The organism is Parvibaculum sp. (genome assembly GCF_045863935.1).
In the GTDB taxonomy this organism is placed as follows: domain Bacteria; phylum Pseudomonadota; class Alphaproteobacteria; order Parvibaculales; family Parvibaculaceae; genus Parvibaculum.
The window spans coordinates 126,966-144,719 of the sequence record NZ_BTVP01000002.1; the positions used below are offsets into that span (position 1 = coordinate 126,966).

The following is a 17,754-nucleotide window of genomic DNA, read 5'->3' on the forward strand; positions in this document are numbered from 1 at the left end:
GCCAGAAGCTGGCCCTCAAGCGGAGACCGCGGACAATGCGCACCGGGGCGCGCGCCGTCCATCGTCCTCAGTTGCGGCGCGTTATAACGAAATGCGCAGCCTGACGCAAAAGATCGGCTCTTTCATCAAACAAATCAAGGTGTTGGATCGCCTGATCGGCCAACATCCGGGCCTGGGCGCGGGCCCTTTCGGCCCCCAGGATCGAAACGAAAGTCGCCTTGCCCGCCGCCGCATCCTTGCCCGCCGATTTGCCTAGCGTTCCGGCATCGCCTTCGGCGTCGAGCAGGTCGTCCGTGATCTGGTAGGCCAGGCCCATGTCGTGTGCATAGGCGTGAAGCGCGTGGTCCGCCTCTGCCGAGGCCCGGCCGAGCACGGCCCCCGCCTCACAACAGAAGGCAATGAGCGCGCCCGTCTTCAGCTGCTGAAGGCGGGTGATGCCGCCCATATCGAGGCTCCGGCCTTCGCTTGCGAGGTCGATCATCTGGCCGCCAACCATGCCATGGGCGCCGGCAGCGCGGGCAAGACGGCGCACAAGCTCGATGCGGACGCGCGCGCGCTCATGCGTTTCCGGACCGGCGAGGATGTCGAAGGCGAGTGTCAGCAGCGCGTCTCCCGCGAGGATGGCCGTCGCCTCGTCATATTGCCGGTGCGTGGAGGGCGCGCCATGGCGAAGGTCATCATTGTCCATCGCGGGCAGGTCGTCATGGACCAGCGAATAAATATGCACGCATTCGGCGGCGGCGGCGGCGCGCAGCGCCGGCTCCGCGGCCACGCCGAAGAGCGAGGCACTCTGGCAGACGAGAAAGGGACGGAAACGCTTGCCGCCGCCCAGTGCGGCGTAGCGCATGGCGTCGGCGAGGCGGCCTTCAGGTCCCTCGACGCGCGGCAGCAGCCGGTCGAGCATCTTCGCGACATCTTCCGCCACCGTGGCGAGCGCGGCCTCGAAGGCTTTCATCTTTGCTGAGGATGCCACCATCTTTTGCCGGGCACTCAGCTCACATCGAGCGGTTCGGAACCCGAAGGCTCGCCGGAGGATGAGAGGGTGATCTTCTCGATCTTGGCTTCCGCCGCCTTGAGACGCGCCTCGCAATGCGCCTTCAGCGCCGTGCCGCGCTCATAGAGTTCGATCGAGCTTTCGAGCGCGGCGTTACCGGATTCAAGCTGGCTCACGATCTTCTCGAGCTGCGCAAGCGCCTCCTCGAAGCTCAGCTTCTCGATATCCCTGTGGGCGTCGGCTTTGGCGGCGGACATTGTCGTCTCCTCTCGCGCGTGTCGCGGTCTTCGGGGCGCATCTTCAGGCGGCAAGCATCAGCGCTTTCACATGCGCCGCCGCGCTCGCCGCCAGCGCCTTCAAGTCATACCCGCCCTCAAGTGCGGAAACAACGCGTCCGCCGCAAAGCCTGCCGGCCGCCTTGACGAGTTCGGCGGTCGCCCAGCCGAAGTCCCCGTCAGTCAGCCGCAGATTCGCCAGCGGGTCCGCCATATGCGCATCGAAACCGGCCGAAATGAAGATGAAATCGGGGCGGAATTGCTCAATGGTGGGGATAACCGCATCCGAGATGGCGGCCCTGAATTCCTCCGAGCCCGCGCCCGGCGGCAGGCAGCGATTGTAGATGTTGCCGAGACCATGCTCGCTCGCCCTGCCCGTGCCCGGATAGAGCGGCCATTGATGCGTGGAAATATAGAGGAGCGAGGGGTCGGTCTCGAAGGCCGCCTGCGTGCCATTGCCGTGGTGGACATCGAAATCGACGACGGCCACGCGCGCGCAGCCATGGACCGCGCGGGCATGAAGCGCGCCGATGGCGATGTTGTTGAAGAGGCAGAAGCCCATGGCGGTCTCGGGCTCGGCATGATGTCCCGGCGGACGCACCGCGCAGAAGCCGTTGCGCGCCCTGCCCGCCATCACCTCATCCACCGCATAGACGACGGCGCCTGCCGCACGATACGCGGCCTCAAGCGAGCCCGGCGACATGGCGGTGTCGGCGTCGATGCGGCGGAAGCCTTCCTGCGGCACCGAGCCGTCGATGAAGTCGATATGGCCTTCGGGATGGACGCGGGCGATCTGCTCGCGCGTCGCGCGCGGCGCCTCCGCACGCTGGAGAAGTGCGAATTCCTCCGCTTCCAGCGCCCCCAGCACGGCGCGCAGCCGGTCCACGCATTCGGGATGGCCGGGCGGCATCTCATGCTCGAGACAGGCGGAATGGGTGACGAGGAGCGTGGTCATGTTTTTAGTTTAACACATGGAATGACGTGCTTCAGGCGCGTCGGTACCAGTTCACGCCCTTCTCGTCGCGCGTAACCGTTGCGAGGCCGCGGCCGAGCAGGCAGTTCAGGTGGGCGAGGCTCTCGCCTGTCGCCATGAAGAAGACTTCAGGACCGATCTTGCGCTTGAAGAGGGCGGGGAAAACGTCGATGGCGCGCTTGGGCTCCTCCAGCATGGCAAGCAGTTTTGCAAGCCCGTCCTCGTGACCGTCGATCAGCTGCGTCAGGCGCTCGTGCAACCCGTAGAAGGGTTCGTTATGCGCGGGCAGGACGAGAAGATCGTTCGGCAGGGCGGCGCGGATGCGCTTGCAGCTTTCGATCCAGTCTTCGAGCGGATTCTCGTAGGCTTCGGTCGGATGGACACTGACGTTTGAAGATATCCTCGGCAGCACCTGGTCGCCGGAGATGAGTATCTTTGCTTCCTCGCAATAGAGGCAGACATGCTCCGGCGCATGACCGGAGCCGACGACGACGCGCCAGGTGCGCGCGCCGATCTGCAACTCGTCATTCTCGCGCAGACGGCGGAAAATATCAGGCATGCGCGAAACACGCTCGCCGAAGCCGCCGAAGCGCTTCCTGTAGCTTTCGACGCCGCGATCGCTGAAGCCCGCCGCGCGGTAGAAATCGAGCGCCTCCTGCGGCGCCTCGCGGCCGGTGTCGAGCACGAGGGTCTTGCACATCAGGAAATCGGTGCGCGACATGCGCAGCTCAATGCCCCATTTGCGCGTGAACCAGCCCGCAAGGCCGACATGATCGGGATGAAGATGGGTGACGACGAGGCCCGTCACGGGCTTGCCGCGAAGGCCGGTCTTGAAGACCTCGCGCCAGAGCGCCTTCACCTCGTCGGAGGCAACGCCCGTGTCCACCACCGTCCAGCCGTCGCCGTCCTCCAGCAACCAGAGGTTGATGTGGTCGAGCTGGAAGGGAAGCGGCATGCGCACCCACCAGATACCGGGCGCGGCTTCGATCATTTCCGCAGGCCCCGGCACCCTGTCGAAGGGATAGCGCAGATTGCCGCTTTCAATGGTCGCCTGGGAAATGTCGGACATCAGAACTCTCGCACCGGACCGCGCGGGGGTTCGCGCAGCATCCATCCGTGATAGGCGCAGGGCGAAGCGAGGTCAAACCGGCCCTTCACCATGCCAGCCGAACGCTGCGGAAAGGCTGGCGGTCAATCCGCGAAGACGGCGGAATCGCACTCGAGAAGGCTTTCCGCACCAGCGGTTGCCGGAGCAAGGAGGCCGTGCACCGCCGGCAGGACATTCGCCGCATAGAACTGCGCGATCTCGCGGCGCGCCGAGGCGCCGTTTCCCATCGCCGCGCGGGTGAGGTAGTGCCCGCCTGCCGCCGTGCCGAAGAGGCGCAGATAAGGCGTTGCGCCCGCAAGGCAATCGTTCGGCGACGATTTCAGGTTCGCGAGCATGTAGTCCGTGACCTTGTCGAGCGTATCGAGCGCATCGTCGAGCGCTGCGCCGATGCCAGTCATCACCTTGTCGTTGGAGGAACGCGCTTCCTTCGCGGTGTCGCGCATTTCCGCGATGAAGGCGCGTGCGACGTCGCCATTGCCGAGGGGAAGCTTGCGCGTCACGAGGTCGATCGCCTGAATGCCGTTGGTGCCTTCGTAGATCGGCAGGATGCGTGCATCGCGGAGGAACTGGGCGGCGCCCGTTTCCTCGATGAAGCCCATGCCGCCGTGGATCTGCACGCCGATGGAGGCGGTTTCGACGCCGGCATCGGTGGAGAAGGATTTGGCGATGGGGGTCAACAGGTCGGCGCGCGCCTGAGCGGCGCGGCGCTTTTCCTCGCTGCCGCCCGCATGTGCACCGTCGATGGCGACGGCGGTCGCGTAGCAAAGGGCGCGGGAGGCCTCCGTCATCGCCTTCATGGTGAGCAGCATGCGGCGGATATCGGGATGTTCGATGATCGGCGCCATTTCGCCCACTGGAAGGTCGGAACCCAGGGGACGGCCCTGTTTGCGCTCCTTGGCATAGGCGAGTGCGTGCTGACAGGCGGCTTCCGCGATGGCAACGCCTTGCGTGCCGACAAGAAGACGGGCGTTGTTCATCATCGTGAACATGCAGGCAAGGCCGCGATTTTCCTCGCCGATGAGCGTGCCGACGGCGCCACCGTTTTCGCCATAGGACATGACGCAGGTGGGGCTGCCATGGATGCCGAGTTTCTCTTCAAGACCAATGCAGTAAGCATCGTTGCGCGCACCGAGCGAGCCGTCCGCGTTGACGAGGAACTTCGGTACGAGGAAGAGCGATATGCCTCTGGTGCCGGCGGGTGCATCGGGAAGGCGCGCGAGCACGAGATGGACGATGTTCTCCGCCATGTCGTGATCGCCATAGGTGATAAATATCTTGGTGCCGGTGATGCGGTAAGTGCCGTCGCCTTGCGGAATTGCCTTTGCCTTCAAGGCGTTGAGGTCCGAGCCCGCCTGCGGCTCGGTGAGGTTCATGGTGCCGGTCCACTCGCCCGAGATGAGCTTTGCGAGGTAGAGCGCCTTCTGCTCGTCCGTGCCGTGGGCGGTCAACGCCTCGATGGCGCCCTGGGAGAGGATGGGGCAGAGGCCAAAGGACATGCAGGCCGCATTCCACATTTCCTGCATGGCGACCGAGAGCGCGACGGGAAGGCCCTGACCGCCGAAATCGGGAGACGCGGCGAGGCTGCCCCAGCCGCCCTCGACCCATTTGCGATAGGCGTCCGCGAAGCCGGAAGGTACTGAAACACCATCGTTTTTCAGCTTCGCGCCTTCGGCATCGCCCGAGCGATTGAGCGGCGCGAGCACCTCGGCGGCGAGCTTCGCGCCCTCCTCCATCACCGCTTCGACGAGATCGGCGGAAACATCCGCGAAGGGACCGGCCCCGAGGAGATGCTTGAGGCCCGCGACCTCGTTCAGCAGATAGGCCATGTCGCGGACGGGCGGGCGATATGTCATGAAGGCTCCGGAAACGCAGAAGAGACGCGGGAAGGGCTTGTTTGCGGCCTTTTACTGTATTCTCCGGCGTCTGTGTACCGAGCGAAGGAATGGTATTTTGGCGCAGTGCCTGAAGGCGACGGCGGAAGCGATCAGACAGGCGGGCGCGGCGATCCGCGAGGGGCGGCTTGTCGCCTTTCCGACGGAGACGGTCTACGGGTTGGGCGCGGATGCGACAGACGACAAGGCGGTCGCGAGCATCTTCGAGGCGAAGGGGCGGCCGCGCTTCAACCCGCTGATCGTGCATGTGGCGAACCTTCAGGAAGCCGAAAAACACTGTGTTTTCAACGCGGAAGCGGAGAGGCTCGCGAGGCGGTTCTGGCCCGGCGGGCTGACGCTGGTGCTGCCGCGGCGCGAGGACACGGCGCTTTCGCTGCTGGTGAGCGCGGGGCTCGACACGGTGGCGGTCCGCGTGCCCGCACATGAGACGGCGCGCGCCCTTATCAAGGAGGCGAAACGGCCGCTCGCCGCCCCATCCGCGAACCCTTCAGGCAAGGTGAGCCCGACCAGGGCGGCGCATGTCATGGAGGGGCTTGGGGAGGCGCCGCAACTTGCCTTCGTGCTCGACGGGGGCGCCTGCCCGCTTGGGCTTGAATCCACCGTGATCGGATTTCCTCAAGGAATTCCGACACTTCTCCGCCCCGGCGCGGTGGCGCGGGACGAGATCGAGGCGGTGCTGGGACGGCCACTCGCCGATGCCGATGCGGCGAGCGGCGAGGAAGGCCGCGCCTCGCCCGGCCAGCTCGAAAGCCATTACGCGCCGGGATCGCCGATCAGGCTCGACGCGGCAGAGGTGGCGGAAGACGAGGTGCTGCTGGCCTTCGGCCCCGATGCGCCAAAGGCAAAAACCTCAATGAATCTATCGGCTTCCGGCGACCTGACGGAAGCGGCGGCGAACCTCTTCGCGATGCTGCGCGCGCTCGACGCAGAAGCGGGAGGCAGGCGCATCGCGGTCATGCCGATCCCCATGACGGGGCTCGGCGAGGCGATCAACGACCGGCTGAAAAGAGCAGCCGCACCAAGAGATTAGAGGGAGCCAACCAGGATCGTCGGGACGCCGTTCGTCGGCGGGCGGATGGTGGCGACGGCGGTGCCTTCTTTCCGGCCGGGCTTCACCTCCGACACGTCGAGACCGGCGGCGGCGAGACGGTCGCGGACGGCCTCAACCTTCTCCGCTTTCCAGGCAAGTCCCCAGAAATGCTCGGCTTTCGGCGCCTTCGCCTTGTCGAGCGGCTCGACCACTTCGATGGTGACGCCGCCGGCGCGGAAGAAAAGCTGGCGGACGCCCCATTCGGGTTTCGTGTGATCGAGGGCGAGGCGGATGCCCAACTTGTCCCCGAAAAGCGCCTTGCAAGCTTCCGCATCGGGGGTCATGACGACGACATGATCGCAGGCGGCGACGGCCTGCGTTTCCGAAACGCCTTCGGACAGGGGCGCGGGCGGGAGCGCGGCGGCAGGGCTAAGGTGTTGAATTCCCAGCATGAAAAGGCCACGCACCTCATCCTTCGGCATGGCGATGGTGCGCCATTCGCGGATCGCGCCGGTGATCTCGTCGCGGCCCTTGCCATCGACGGGTGTCCCCGATTTCAGGCCGCGCGCATTGAAGGCGGCAGTGGCGGCGGCGTCGTCGACGCCCAGCACGATGCCGTAGAGGCCCTCGCCATGGGCGTCGAGATGGGCTTTCAGTGCCTCCGCATTCGCCCCTTCGGCGACCGGCGCATAGAGCTCCACATAGGTATTTGCGAGGCGGTACAAGATGTTACCCGTGCCGACGCCGGGATGGACGCCCTTCCAGGAGGGCGCGCGGCCGAAGATCGCCGTGTAGTTTTTCTCGGCTTCCTTGAGGTCGCGGACGGCGATGATGATGTGGTCGACGCTTGTAACTTCGGTCATTTGTGACAGCCCTTCAGACGAAAACGCGCGGCACTCTAGAAGCATTCCGGGAGGGCCGCCAGATGCCCGAATGGCAAGGCGTTTTGCGCGGAGCGGGGATAAGGCGGGGGTGACTGTCATCGTAATGTCACGATACTGTCACGAAGGGTGTTTCGATTTAGTTCGTGCACGGATTAAATGGGCGTTATCCTCTCTCCTGCCGCTTCCTGTCCTGACGGCCCTCCCCCCACCCGGATCGCGTTCCGCGATCCGCGCCTCCCCGCGAGGGGGAGACAAATTGAAGAAAGTAATCCCCGGGTGGGTTGTCCCCGGTTTTGCGGCGGCTCCTTGCTGTCCCTCCCCCCGCCCCGAGGGGAGGGTGGGAAGAGTGGCTCACGATGTTTAGGATCGGTGTCCCGAGCAACATTCAAGAAGCGACCAACCCATGCCCCTCTCCCCTGCCCGCCTTCGCACCATGCTCGATACGCTGACGCGGCAATATGGCGTGCCGGGGGCGGCGATTGCCGTGTGGGCGGGGGGCGAGCTGAAAGAGGCGGCGGCGGGGGTCTGCAATATCGAGACGAAGGTGCCCGCGACGGCGGAGACGCTGTTCCAGATCGGCTCCATCACCAAGCTCTATACGGCGGCGCTGGCGATGCAGCTTGTGGAGGAGGGAAAGCTCGGCCTCGACCAGCCGGTGCGCAAGGTGCTGCCCGATTTCGCGGTGGCGGATGAAGAAGCGAGCGGGAAGATCACGCTTCGGCATCTCCTCAACCACACAAGCGGGATTGATGGCGACTTCTTCAAGGATGCGGGGCGCGGCGAAGACCGGATCGCGAAATATGTCCGCCTGCTGAAGAATGTGGAACAGATACATCCGCTGGGCGCGATGTTTTCCTATTGCAATGCGGGCTTCGTTGTCGCAGGCCGCATGATCGAGGTGGCGGCGGGCAAGGGCTGGGACAAGGCTATCCGCGAGCGGATCGCCAAGCCCTTGGGCACGCCCGCCTTCTCGACGCTGCCCGAACAGGCGATGCGGCACCAGACGGCAATCGGCCATGTGGGACAGCCGGGCGCGCTCATGGTCACGCCGATTGCCTATCTCGCGCAATCGAACGCGCCGGCAGGCTCGATGCCCATGGCGAAGGCCCGCGATGTCATCGCCTTTGCGCGGATGATGATGAATGAGGGCGTGGCCGCAAACGGCACACCGGTGTTGAGCGCGGAGAGCGTGCATCGGATGCATCTGCGGACGATCACCTGCCCGCCGCAGATGAATATCGACGCGATAGGGCTTGGCAGCTTTCTCTGGGACTGGAACGGCGATGGACATTACGAGGTCTTCGGCCATGACGGCTCGACCATCGGACAGGCGGCATGGCTGCGCTATCACACGGAGAGCGAGACGGCGGTGGCGCTGCTGACGAATGGCGGCAACGGCAAGGGACTTGCCGACGAGGTGCTGGCGGCGATCTTTTCGGACGCCGCGGGGATCGCGCCGCCGGAGCCGCCCGCGCCTGCGGGGCAAGGCATGCCGGAGGTTTCGCGGCTCACCGGCACCTATGCCAAGGCGAGCGGGACCGTCGAGGTTTCGGTGAAGGAGGGCATGCTCATCGCGCTTCACAAGCCCGCGCCCGACTTTGCGGCGCTGCAGGGGACCTATGCGGTGGAGCTTCGCCCGGTGAGCGAGACTTTGTTCACGGGCACGATGCCGGGCTATACGCGGCCCGCGACCTATCACTTTCTCGAAGAGGATGCGCAAGGCCGCGCGCTTTACCTGCATACTGGCGCGCGGGCGCATCGAAGGGTGGTGTGAGGGTTTTCTCCAAAACTAAAAATAGTATGTCACCCCCGGGCTTGACCCGGGGGTCCAGGGGTTCCCGGCAGGAGCTGTTTTGAGTCTTGTGAAGAGAGACGGCGCTAGCGCGCCTACTGGATTGCCGGGTCAAGCCCGGCAATGACATGTTAGTTTGAGTTTTGAGTATTCAGCCCTACCTTCGCCGGGATGACATTGTTTTTTTATTTTGCTCCGAACAAAAAGCAGATGCCGAAACCCACACCAGAGACATTGCAGCGGCTGAAGGAGATCGTCGGCGAGAAGGGGTTTGCCGACGATGAACGCGATATGGCGCCTTATCTCGTGGAGCGGCGGGAGCTCTACAAGGGGCGCGCGGCGGCGGTGCTGAAGCCGGCGAGCGTGGAAGAGGTTTCCGCGATCATGAAACTCGCGCATGAGGCGGGGCTTCATGTCGTGCCGCAGGGCGGGAACACGGGGCTTGTCGGCGGGCAGGTGCCGGACGGGACGGGTGAGGAGATCGTGCTGTCGCTGTCGCGCATGAACCGCGTGCGCGGGCTCGATGCGGAGAACAACACGCTGACCGTCGATGCGGGGGTGACGCTCGCCGCCGCGCAGGATGCGGCACGGCAAGCCGGCCGGCTTTTTCCGCTGAGCCTCGCTTCGGAAGGCTCGTGCCAGATCGGCGGAAACCTTGCGACCAATGCGGGCGGCACGCAGGTGCTGCGCTACGGGAACGCCCGCGACCTCGTGCTCGGGCTCGAAGTGGTGCTCGCCAATGGCGACATCTGGAACGGACTGACGGGGCTCAGGAAAGACAATACGGGCTACGATCTTCGCCATCTCTTCATGGGGTCGGAAGGCACACTCGGGATCATTACCGGCGCCGTGCTGAAGCTCTTCCCGCGCCCGCGCGCCGTCTCGACCGCTTTCGCCGCCGTGCCGGACGTGGACGCGGCGGTGAAGCTGCTGCGCATCGCCGACGATCTTTCCGGCGGGCAGGTCACGACGTTCGAACTGGTGCCGCGCATCGGCATCGAGTTCGTGACGCGCCACCTTGAAGGTGCGAGCGATCCGCTGCCGGACATTTCGCCCTGGTATGTGCTGATCGAGATGACGGCCGGAACGGAAATGGCGAAGCTCGACGAGACGATGGAGATGGCGCTCGCCGAAGGGCTCGACACCAAACTCGTGACGGACGCCGCCATCGCGCAGTCGGAAACGCAGCGCGGCGACTTCTGGCGATTGCGCGAGGCGCTGTCGGACGTGCAGCGCGCGGAAGGCGGCAGCATCAAGCATGACGTCTCCGTGCCGGTGTCGCGCATGGCGGATTTCATCGCGGCGGCGACGCATGCGGTGAGCGCGAGGCTGCCGGGCATCCGCCCCGTTCCCTTCGGCCATATCGGCGACGGGAACGTGCATTTCAATCTCAGTCAGCCCGTGGGGGCGGACAAGGATGCGTTCCTCGCGTTGTGGGGCGAGATGAACGGCATCGTGCACGGGATCGTGCGCGAGATGGGCGGCTCGATCAGCGCGGAGCACGGCGTCGGGCAATTGAAGCGCGACGAGATCGCGGCGACGAAATCGCCGGTCGAGATGGCATTGATGCGTGCACTGAAGAAGGCGCTGGACCCGAAGGGGGTGCTCAATCCGGGGAAGGTTGTTTGAGGGGGGGGGGGCGCGGAGGCGCGAAGAGAGCGCAGCAGCACAAACGCAGAATACGGAGCAAGAACCTACTGGATTACCGGGTCAAGCCCGGCAATGACATATTGGTTTTAGTTTCTTTGGTTGGGTATTTGCTTTCGGAGGAGCTGTCCGCCTTTTCGAATTTCAAACAACCATGTCACCCCCGGGCTTGACCCGGGGGTCCAGGGGCTCTGGACGAGGCGCATGAAAGACTATTATGTCTACATCCTCGCGAGCGGACGGAATGGAACACTCTACACCGGCGTGACCAACGATATACAGCGCCGCGTTTCCGAACACCGTGAAGAGGTCGACAAAGGTTTCACGAGCCGGTACGGCGTGAAACATCTTGTCTGGTATGAAGTGCACAGCGAAGCCAGAGCAGCAATACAACGCGAGAAGAATCTGAAGCACTGGTCACGCGCATGGAAGATCGCATTGATCGAAGAAATGAATCCTTCGTGGCGCGATCTTTATCCAGAACTTTTTTGAGTCTTGCGAAGAGAGACGCCGCCTGACGGCGGCTTCGGGATTGCCGGGTCAAGCCCGGCAATGACATGATTGTTTGGTTATGTTTGAGCCCCAAGCGTTTGCCGGGGTGACATCCTTGTCTTCAATCCGCGCTGCGCGCCATGGCGCTGCCGATGGGGAGGTTTTGGGCGGGGACGATGAGCACCTTGTCGATGCGGGGGCCGTCCATGTCGACGATCTCGAAGCGGTAGCCGTTCCAGGCGAAGTAGTCGCCCTCGCGCGGCAGGCGGCCGAACCAATTGAACATGACGCCCGCCAGCGTGTTCACTTCCGAGCTTTCATCGCCCGGCAGCTTCTCGAGCTTGAGCAGGCGGCGCACTTCCTCGACCGAGACGACGCCGTCGATGATCCACGAGCCGTCCTCGCGGATGGCGACGGCCGAGTTGTTGTTCGCCGCGTGATCGGAAATGTCGCCGATCATGGCGAAGAAGATTTCCGACATGGTGACGGTGCCGACGACATCGCCATATTCGTCGATGACGAGCCCCATGAACATGTTTTCGGACTGGAGGATGCTCAAGGCCTTCAACACGCTCGCCGTGCGCGGAATGTAGAGCGGCGGCGACATGCGCGCGAGGAGTTGGTCGTTCGAGCGGGGCTGGAGGAACAGGTCCTCGAGGCGGATCATGCCGATGAAGGGCCCGCTTGACCCACGGCGCACGGGATAGCGCATCTTCTGCTGTTCGCGGATGAGGGCGAGATTCTGTTCCACCGGCTCGTCGGCGTCGAGCCAGACGAGCTGGACGCGCGGCGTCATGATTTCGGCGACGCGCGTGTCGCCAAGGCGGAAGACACGGTTCACGATGTCGCGCTCGACACTTTCGATGGCACCCGATGCCGCGCCCTCCTCCACGAGATGCCTGATCTCGTCTTCCGTCACCTGCGGCACTTCGCGGCCCGTGATGCCGTAGACGCGGATGACAGCCTCCGTCGACCAGGAGAGGAAGGTGACGGCGGGGCCGAGCAGCTTCGAGAGGCGGCTCATCGGGCGCGCGATGGCAGAGGCGATGCCTTCCGGGTTGGAAAGGGCGATGCGCTTTGGCGCCAGCTCGCCGATGATCAGCGAGAGATAGGTGATGATGACGACGACGAGACCGAAGGCGACGGGCTCGGCATAGGCGCCGATCCAGGGCAGGCCCGACATCGCGGCGCCAAGGGGACCGGCCAGCGTCGCGCCACCGTAGGCGCCGGCGAAGACGCCGACCAGCGTGATGCCGATCTGGACGGAGGAGAGAAAGCGGCCGGGCTCCGCCTGGAGCTGGAGCGCCGTTTCCGGGCCCGCGAGGGGAGCGCCGGTCTGCTTGCGCTTCGTCAGCTGCGCCTGAAGCCGCTGGCGGCGCGAGGAGACGACCGCCATTTCCGACATCGAAAAGAACCCGTTCAGCGCGATCAGAACGAGCAGGATGATGATGTTCGAGAGCATGGTGTCCCCGGGGGCTGGGAGACAAGTATAGAGGCAAGAGCGGGGATTGGCGACGGGGTAGCGGGAGGCGCGGGAAAGCCGCTATCGTTGCCCGCTTTCCGGCCGGGAACGAGAAAGCACATGCCGAACATGGACATCGAATCAATCGGGGTGCGGCCCGCCCGCGACGCAGACGCGGAGGCGCTCGTCGCGCTGTGGGAGGCTTCAGGCCTGACGAGGCCGTGGAACGACGCGAGGGAGGACATCGCGTTTGCGCTCGGCGGCCCGGCTTCCGGCGTGCTGGTGGCGGAGAAGGACGGGCGCATCGTGGCATCCGTCATGGTCGGCCATGACGGACACCGGGGCGCCGTCTATTACGTCGCGGCGGACCCGGCGCTCAGGGGACAGGGGCTCGGGCGGCTCATCATGGATGCGGCGGAGGCGTGGCTTCGCGCGCGGGGTGTGTGGAAGCTCAACCTGATGGTGCGGAGGGGGAACGAGGGCGCCATGGGGTTCTATGCGGAACTCGGCTATCAGGAGGACGAGGTCGTGGTGATGTCGAAGCGGCTGAGGGAGACGCCGACGGCGGTGGGGTGAGGGCGGCGCTGAGGCCTTTTCCCCTCCACATGTCACCCCCGGGCTTGACCCGGGGGTCCAGAGCGGCGAGCGACGGCGACGCCTGAATCCGTATCATTGAAGAGTCTTGCGGAAGAGGACGGCGCGTCCCGCGCCTACTGGATTGCCGGGTCAAGCCCGGCAATGACAAATTTTCTTTTAGAACAGGCCCATCTGGCGGGTGTCGGCGGCGGGTTTTTTCGGGCGGGCGGGTTTTTCGGGTGCCGTTTCCACAAGGGCGGGCTCCTGAAGGGAGGGGCCGTCATTCGCGGCGCTGTTGATCCGTGTACTGACGGGTATCGCCTCCAGGAGATCGTCCGGCGCGGGGCGGAGCAGCGCCAGAAGCTCGCGCTCGGTCGCGGCGGGATCGAGCCAGAGGTCCCAGTCCTTCTCGTCGAGGATGACGGGCATGCGATGGTGGACGGGTTTCAGCGTTTCGTTCGCTTCCGTCGTCACGATGGCGCAGCTGTCGAGTTCGCTGCCGCCGGACGGCATCCATATGTCCCAGACGGCGGCCATGGCGAAGGGTTTGCGGTCGCGGCGGCGAATGAAATAAGGCTGTTTCGCCCCCTTCCCCACAGCCTGCCACTCATAGAAGCCGTCGGCCGGCATCAAGGCGCGGTGATGACGGAAGGCGCCGCGGAAGGACGGCTTTTCGGCAATCGTCTCGGCGCGGGCGTTGATGAGGAGGGATTGCGGCATTTCCTTCGCCCAGGAGGGAACGAGGCCCCAGCGGACGAGGAGGAAACGGCGCTTGCCCTGCTCGCGGATGACGATGGGGACGGGCTGCGAGGGCGCGATGTTGTAGCGCGGCGGAAAATCCGGCTCGTCGAGATAGCCGAAAAGCGCCCGCATCGCCTCCGGCGGCGTGGTGATGGAAAAGCGTCCGCACATGGGCGCGAGGGTAAGGCGAGTCGCGGGGAGGACAAACCCCGCTGTTATGATGTAACATTGCCGAAACGAAGGAGGCGGCATGGCGGCGCGCGGCGCGGCACAAGCTCACCAGACGCATAATCACCGCGAGTGCATCGACGATGCGCTGAAGCGGGCGCGCGAGATTTGCGAAGGCCGCGGGGCGCAGCTCACGCCGCTGCGCGAGAAGGTGCTGCAGATCGTCTGGCGGAGCCACAAGCCGGTGGGCGCCTATGACGTGCTGGACGAGCTTGCGCGGAGCCACAAGGCGGCGCGGCCGCCGACGGTCTATCGCGCGCTCGACTTCCTGATGGGCGAAGGGCTGATCCACAAGATCGAATCGCTCAATGCCTATCTCGGCTGCGTGGAGGCGGGTGCGCCCCATTCGGGACAATTCCTGATCTGCCGGCAATGCGGCGCGACGGAGGAGATCGTCGACAGCAAGCTCGAGACGGCGCTCGACCAGGCGGCGAAGCGGGCGCATTTCGCGGCGGAACGCAAGGTGGTCGAGATTTCGGGCCTGTGCGCCAGATGTGCCGCCTGAAACGGACGGGTTCCGGAGCGGATTTCCGGCGCGGCTTTCCCCATAAACGGAAAAATGATCTAGGATCGCGGCGACCCTGCCTTTCGCCACGGAGCGACGACATCATGACCCGCCCCCTGCCCTTATTCGCGTGCCTCCTGGCTGCGGGCCTGACCCTTTCCGCGACGGGCGCCGCTGCGGAAAGCGCCAAGTTCAAGACGGGTACGCGCTCCGGCCCCTTCGTTGCGACGGACAAATCGCTCACCGACCTCGTGAGCGACGGCTACAGCATCAGGGGCAATCTCGGCACGGCGCTGATCCTGCAGAAGGGGCCGTCGGTCTTTTCCTGCCAGATTCCGCCCGACCCCGAGGCGCTCGGCTTCAAGCCCTATTTCGTCTGCGCGGAACTGAGGGAAGAGCCGCGCGAGGCGGAAGAGCCGGAGGACACTCCCCCATCGGGGAATTGACCGGGCGCGGCGCGGCCCCGATGCTGCGCGCCTCGCATTGCACTCAAGAAAACGAAAACAAGATCAGGGAGACGAAGAGATGAGCTACAAGCCTTTCGACCTTTCGGGAAAGGTGGCCCTCGTGACCGGCGGCAATGGCGGCATTGGGCTCGGTATGGCGGACGCGATCGCGCAGTCGGGCGCCGACGTGGCGATCTGGGGCACCAATGAGGACAAGAACAAAAAGGCGGCCGAGCAGCTTCGCGCGCATGGCGTGAAGGTCTATACGCGCAAGGTGGACGTGTCGGACGAACGGCAGGTCGTGGACGGGATCGGCGCGACCGTGAAGGAACTCGGGCGGATCGACGCGGTGTTCGCGAATGCGGGTGTCGGCTTCGGCGCACCTTCCTTCATCGAGATGTCGACGGAGGTCTACAAGAAGACGCTGGCGGTCAATCTCGACGGCGTGTTCTGGACGCTGCGCGAGAGCGCGCGGCACATGGTGGAGCGCGCGAAGAGCGGCGATGCGGGCGGCTCGCTTGTCGGCATCGCGAGCCTTGCCGCCATCGAAGGCGCGGCGCGCAACGAAGCCTATGCGGCGACGAAGGGCGGCGTGATCTCCATGATCAAGAGCATCGCGGTGGAACATGCGCGCTACGGCATGCGGGCGAATGCGATCCTGCCGGGCTGGATCGCCACCGACATGACGGCGCAGGCGCAGGCGGCCCCCGCCTTCGCGGAAAAGGTGATCCCGCGCGTGCCGGCACGGCGCTGGGGCGAACCTGCCGATTTCGGCGGCGTCGCGGTCTATCTCACCTCGGACGCCTCGACCTATCATTCGGGCGACACTTTTGTGATCGATGGCGGCTACGCCATTTTCTGAGGACACATGACGGACAAGCGGGACAGCATGACAAAGGGCGGCGAGACTGCCGACATCGACCGGCGCCTCATCCTGATGGCGCGCACGGTCGTGGTGCTGTTCCGCGAGTTCGAGAAGATCGCGCGCGAACTCGACATCACAATCCCGCAATACCGCTTCCTGCTGTTCCTGAAGCGCGGGCCGAAGCGGGCGGGCGAACTGGCCGTGGAAGCGGCGATCCGCAAGCCGACCGCGTCGGGCCTCATTGCCGACATGGAGAAGCGCGGGCTCATCGCGCGCAAGCCCGACAAGGATGACGGGCGGAGCGTGAAGCTCAGCCTGACGCCGAAGGGCCTGAAGAAGCATCGCGAATTCGAGGAGGCGCTGGCGCGCTACCTGCCCTCGCTGCTCGACCAGGGCGATCATGAGCGGATGCTCGATGCGTTTTCCGAGCTTGCCTATATCATCGACAGCCGGCGGGAGAATGCCGGTCCGGTCGCGGTGGACGAGCTCATGGAGGATGCGAGCCGGGGGTGAGGGGCGGGAAATCCGCTCCATCGTTCGTCATGGCCCGGCTTGTCCGGGCCATCCACGTCTTTAAGCTTCTTGCGTGTATCCAAGACGTGGATGACCCGCATAAAGCGGGTCATGACGGTATTGGTTAAATGGGCGGGTGAAAGAAAGTGGGAGGGCGGCAATTGTGAGTCTCGATCTCAATCCGGTGTCGGTGGCGGATTATCGCGCGCTGGCGAGGAAGCGGCTGCCGACGCAGCTTTTCGACTATCTCGACGGCGGCTCCTATGCGGAACGGACGCTCGCCGACAATGTGGAAGCCTTCGCGCGGCTGAAGCTGCGCCAGCGCGTGCTGCGCGACGTGGGCAAGGTCGACACGACGACCGAAATCTTCGGCAACAGGTGGACGATCCCGGCGGCGCTCGCGCCGGTCGGCTTTGCGGGCATGTTCGCGCATCGCGGCGAAGTGCAGGCGGCGAAGGCGGCGGAGAAGTTCGGCGTGCCCTATACGCTGTCGACGGTCGGCATCTGCTCCCTCGAGGAAGTGGCGGCAGCGACGACAAAGCCCTTCTGGTTCCAGCTTTATGTGATCAAGGACCGCGGCTATGCGGCGGCGCTGATGAAGCGCGCGCATGAGGCGGGTTGCACCGCGCTCGTCTTCACGGTGGATCTTGCCGTGCTCGGCGCGCGCTACCGCGACATCAGGAACGGCATGAACGCGCCGATGCCGCTCGGCAAGCGGCTTCGCGTCGCCGCCGATTACGCGCGGCGCCTGCACTGGCTCCGGCATGTCGCGATCGGCGGCAAGCCGCTCGATTTCGGCAATCTGCGCGAGGCGGTGCCGCATGCGAAGGGCTTCGGCGAGTTTGGCGCCTGGGTGGCGCAGAACCTCGATCCGGCGATGACCTGGAAAGACCTCGAATGGGTGCGCGCGAACTGGCCGGGCAAGATCATCATCAAGGGGGTGATGGACGCTGAGGATGCGCGCATGGCGATGCAGACACTCGCTCCGGACGGGATCGTGGTGTCGAACCATGGCGGACGGCAGCTCGACTCGACGCCCGCGACCATCGACGCCCTGCCCGCGATCCGCGAGGAGGTGGGCGACGCCACGACGGTGTTTCTCGATGGCGGCATCAGGAGCGGGCTCGACATCGTGAAGGCGGTGGCGCTCGGCGCGGATGCCTGCCTGCTCGGACGGGCATGGGCCTTTGCGCTGGCGGCGCGCGGGGAAGCGGGCGTCTCCGCCATGCTCTCCACGATGCGCGGCGAGATGAACGTCGCCATGGCGCTGACGGGCTTCACCAAGGTGAGCGAGATCGACAAAAGCGCGATTGCGTGAAGCGGAAACGCTT

At 65.0% G+C, this 17,754-nt stretch carries 18 protein-coding genes; 10 read left to right on the forward strand and 8 right to left on the reverse strand.

What is annotated here, in order from left to right:
• Positions 1 to 67 precede the first annotated feature (67 nt).
• The 5 genes from ACKUUH_RS01865 to ACKUUH_RS01885 form a co-directional block, all read right to left on the reverse strand.
• The gene (locus ACKUUH_RS01865; protein WP_407948143.1) at positions 68 to 976 is read right to left on the reverse strand and encodes a polyprenyl synthetase family protein; all 909 of its coding nucleotides are present in this window, start codon (positions 974 to 976) and stop codon (positions 68 to 70) included.
• Positions 977 to 990: 14 nt separating this feature from the next.
• Positions 991 to 1,251, reverse strand: coding sequence for an exodeoxyribonuclease VII small subunit (locus ACKUUH_RS01870; protein WP_407948144.1), 261 nt, complete (start codon positions 1,249 to 1,251; stop codon positions 991 to 993).
• 43 nt (positions 1,252 to 1,294) lie between these two features.
• Positions 1,295 to 2,224, reverse strand: coding sequence for a histone deacetylase family protein (locus ACKUUH_RS01875; protein ID WP_407948145.1), 930 nt, complete (start codon positions 2,222 to 2,224; stop codon positions 1,295 to 1,297).
• A 31-nt stretch (positions 2,225 to 2,255) separates the two neighbouring features.
• Positions 2,256 to 3,311, reverse strand: a complete 1,056-nt coding sequence (locus ACKUUH_RS01880; protein ID WP_407948146.1) for an MBL fold metallo-hydrolase — start codon at positions 3,309 to 3,311, stop codon at positions 2,256 to 2,258.
• 122 nt (positions 3,312 to 3,433) lie between these two features.
• Entirely contained in the window at positions 3,434 to 5,203 is a 1,770-nt protein-coding gene (locus ACKUUH_RS01885; protein ID WP_407948147.1) for an acyl-CoA dehydrogenase, read from the reverse strand.
• A gap of 94 nt (positions 5,204 to 5,297) precedes the next feature.
• On the opposite strand from ACKUUH_RS01885, the gene ACKUUH_RS01890 reads away from it, so the two are divergent.
• Complete coding sequence (locus ACKUUH_RS01890) at positions 5,298 to 6,272, forward strand: L-threonylcarbamoyladenylate synthase (RefSeq protein ID WP_407948180.1); 975 nt, start codon at positions 5,298 to 5,300, stop codon at positions 6,270 to 6,272.
• Here ACKUUH_RS01890 and ACKUUH_RS01895 read toward each other — a convergent pair.
• Entirely contained in the window at positions 6,269 to 7,135 is an 867-nt protein-coding gene (locus ACKUUH_RS01895; RefSeq protein ID WP_407948148.1) for a VOC family protein, read from the reverse strand. The two genes, ACKUUH_RS01890 and ACKUUH_RS01895, sit on opposite strands and share 4 nt — an antisense overlap.
• 424 nt (positions 7,136 to 7,559) lie before the next feature.
• On the opposite strand from ACKUUH_RS01895, the gene ACKUUH_RS01900 reads away from it, so the two are divergent.
• From ACKUUH_RS01900 to ACKUUH_RS01910, 3 genes are all read left to right on the forward strand, one after another.
• Positions 7,560 to 8,930, forward strand: coding sequence for a serine hydrolase domain-containing protein (locus tag ACKUUH_RS01900; RefSeq protein WP_407948149.1), 1,371 nt, complete (start codon positions 7,560 to 7,562; stop codon positions 8,928 to 8,930).
• 228 nt (positions 8,931 to 9,158) lie between these two features.
• Complete coding sequence (locus ACKUUH_RS01905; protein ID WP_407948150.1) at positions 9,159 to 10,577, forward strand: FAD-binding oxidoreductase; 1,419 nt, start codon at positions 9,159 to 9,161, stop codon at positions 10,575 to 10,577.
• A 222-nt stretch (positions 10,578 to 10,799) separates the two neighbouring features.
• Entirely contained in the window at positions 10,800 to 11,087 is a 288-nt protein-coding gene (locus ACKUUH_RS01910; RefSeq protein ID WP_407948151.1) for a GIY-YIG nuclease family protein, read from the forward strand.
• A gap of 121 nt (positions 11,088 to 11,208) precedes the next feature.
• On the opposite strand, the gene ACKUUH_RS01915 is transcribed toward ACKUUH_RS01910, so the two are convergent.
• Complete coding sequence (locus tag ACKUUH_RS01915; RefSeq protein WP_407948152.1) at positions 11,209 to 12,549, reverse strand: hemolysin family protein; 1,341 nt, start codon at positions 12,547 to 12,549, stop codon at positions 11,209 to 11,211.
• A 120-nt stretch (positions 12,550 to 12,669) separates the two neighbouring features.
• On the opposite strand from ACKUUH_RS01915, the gene ACKUUH_RS01920 reads away from it, so the two are divergent.
• Entirely contained in the window at positions 12,670 to 13,125 is a 456-nt protein-coding gene (locus ACKUUH_RS01920) for a GNAT family acetyltransferase (RefSeq protein ID WP_407948153.1), read from the forward strand.
• Between the two features lie 177 nt (positions 13,126 to 13,302).
• On the opposite strand, the gene ACKUUH_RS01925 is transcribed toward ACKUUH_RS01920, so the two are convergent.
• Complete coding sequence (locus ACKUUH_RS01925) at positions 13,303 to 14,037, reverse strand: SOS response-associated peptidase (protein WP_407948154.1); 735 nt, start codon at positions 14,035 to 14,037, stop codon at positions 13,303 to 13,305.
• 79 nt (positions 14,038 to 14,116) lie between these two features.
• Between ACKUUH_RS01925 and ACKUUH_RS01930 the strand changes: the two genes are divergently transcribed.
• The 5 genes from ACKUUH_RS01930 (at position 14,117) to ACKUUH_RS01950 (ending at position 17,741) form a co-directional block, all read left to right on the forward strand.
• Complete coding sequence (locus ACKUUH_RS01930) at positions 14,117 to 14,599, forward strand: Fur family transcriptional regulator (RefSeq protein ID WP_407948155.1); 483 nt, start codon at positions 14,117 to 14,119, stop codon at positions 14,597 to 14,599.
• A 104-nt stretch (positions 14,600 to 14,703) separates the two neighbouring features.
• Positions 14,704 to 15,045, forward strand: a complete 342-nt coding sequence (locus ACKUUH_RS01935) for a hypothetical protein (protein ID WP_407948156.1) — start codon at positions 14,704 to 14,706, stop codon at positions 15,043 to 15,045.
• A gap of 79 nt (positions 15,046 to 15,124) precedes the next feature.
• Positions 15,125 to 15,907 carry an SDR family NAD(P)-dependent oxidoreductase gene (locus ACKUUH_RS01940; protein ID WP_407948157.1) on the forward strand — a complete coding sequence of 261 codons (783 nt, stop codon included), beginning with the start codon at positions 15,125 to 15,127 and terminating at the stop codon, positions 15,905 to 15,907.
• Between the two features lie 6 nt (positions 15,908 to 15,913).
• Positions 15,914 to 16,423 (forward strand): MarR family winged helix-turn-helix transcriptional regulator, encoded by a 510-nt coding sequence (locus tag ACKUUH_RS01945; protein WP_407948158.1) that lies wholly within the window; start codon positions 15,914 to 15,916, stop codon positions 16,421 to 16,423.
• Positions 16,424 to 16,586: 163 nt separating this feature from the next.
• Entirely contained in the window at positions 16,587 to 17,741 is a 1,155-nt protein-coding gene (locus tag ACKUUH_RS01950) for an L-lactate dehydrogenase (protein ID WP_407948159.1), read from the forward strand.
• Positions 17,742 to 17,754 lie beyond the last annotated feature (13 nt).

Coding starts and splice junctions, on each gene's coding strand:
- ACKUUH_RS01865 (WP_407948143.1), bottom strand. CDS start 976: ATGGTGGCATCCTCAGCAAAGATGAAAGCCTTCGAGGCCGCGCTCGCC.
- ACKUUH_RS01870 (WP_407948144.1), bottom strand. CDS start 1,251: ATGTCCGCCGCCAAAGCCGACGCCCACAGGGATATCGAGAAGCTGAGC.
- ACKUUH_RS01875 (WP_407948145.1), bottom strand. CDS start 2,224: ATGACCACGCTCCTCGTCACCCATTCCGCCTGTCTCGAGCATGAGATG.
- ACKUUH_RS01880 (WP_407948146.1), bottom strand. CDS start 3,311: ATGTCCGACATTTCCCAGGCGACCATTGAAAGCGGCAATCTGCGCTAT.
- ACKUUH_RS01885 (WP_407948147.1), bottom strand. CDS start 5,203: ATGACATATCGCCCGCCCGTCCGCGACATGGCCTATCTGCTGAACGAG.
- ACKUUH_RS01895 (WP_407948148.1), bottom strand. CDS start 7,135: ATGACCGAAGTTACAAGCGTCGACCACATCATCATCGCCGTCCGCGAC.
- ACKUUH_RS01900 (WP_407948149.1), top strand. CDS start 7,560: ATGCCCCTCTCCCCTGCCCGCCTTCGCACCATGCTCGATACGCTGACG.
- ACKUUH_RS01905 (WP_407948150.1), top strand. CDS start 9,159: ATGCCGAAACCCACACCAGAGACATTGCAGCGGCTGAAGGAGATCGTC.
- ACKUUH_RS01910 (WP_407948151.1), top strand. CDS start 10,800: ATGAAAGACTATTATGTCTACATCCTCGCGAGCGGACGGAATGGAACA.
- ACKUUH_RS01915 (WP_407948152.1), bottom strand. CDS start 12,549: ATGCTCTCGAACATCATCATCCTGCTCGTTCTGATCGCGCTGAACGGG.
- ACKUUH_RS01920 (WP_407948153.1), top strand. CDS start 12,670: ATGCCGAACATGGACATCGAATCAATCGGGGTGCGGCCCGCCCGCGAC.
- ACKUUH_RS01925 (WP_407948154.1), bottom strand. CDS start 14,037: ATGTGCGGACGCTTTTCCATCACCACGCCGCCGGAGGCGATGCGGGCG.
- ACKUUH_RS01930 (WP_407948155.1), top strand. CDS start 14,117: ATGGCGGCGCGCGGCGCGGCACAAGCTCACCAGACGCATAATCACCGC.
- ACKUUH_RS01935 (WP_407948156.1), top strand. CDS start 14,704: ATGACCCGCCCCCTGCCCTTATTCGCGTGCCTCCTGGCTGCGGGCCTG.
- ACKUUH_RS01940 (WP_407948157.1), top strand. CDS start 15,125: ATGAGCTACAAGCCTTTCGACCTTTCGGGAAAGGTGGCCCTCGTGACC.
- ACKUUH_RS01945 (WP_407948158.1), top strand. CDS start 15,914: ATGACGGACAAGCGGGACAGCATGACAAAGGGCGGCGAGACTGCCGAC.